Origin of the sequence: Pseudomonas sp. DrBHI1 (assembly GCF_002205115.1) — a bacterium.
Lineage (GTDB): Bacteria > Pseudomonadota > Gammaproteobacteria > Pseudomonadales > Pseudomonadaceae > Aquipseudomonas > Aquipseudomonas mosselii.
This window is the reverse complement of the sequence record NZ_NIBE01000083.1, coordinates 4,725-4,983: the sequence shown is the minus strand read 5'-3', so window position 1 is coordinate 4,983 and position 259 is coordinate 4,725.

Genomic DNA, 259 nt, shown 5'->3' with positions numbered 1-259 from the left:
TTGACGGGCATCCATGCCCGTCACCTCCCTCCGCAAGTCCTGCGTTCGGCCTCCTGAAGTCGCGCAAGTTACGGGCGGCGCCTGAACTGGTGCAGCTGTCGCTAGTTTGAACTTAATTAATCTCTAGATCGCATCGCGGGGCAAGCCCGCTCCCACGCGATAGTCGTTGTTATATAGATCTCTGTATGAGCGGGCTTGCCCCGCGAAAGGGCCGGAACAGCCAATACATAACTAATGGTCAAAAAACTAACTTCGCGCT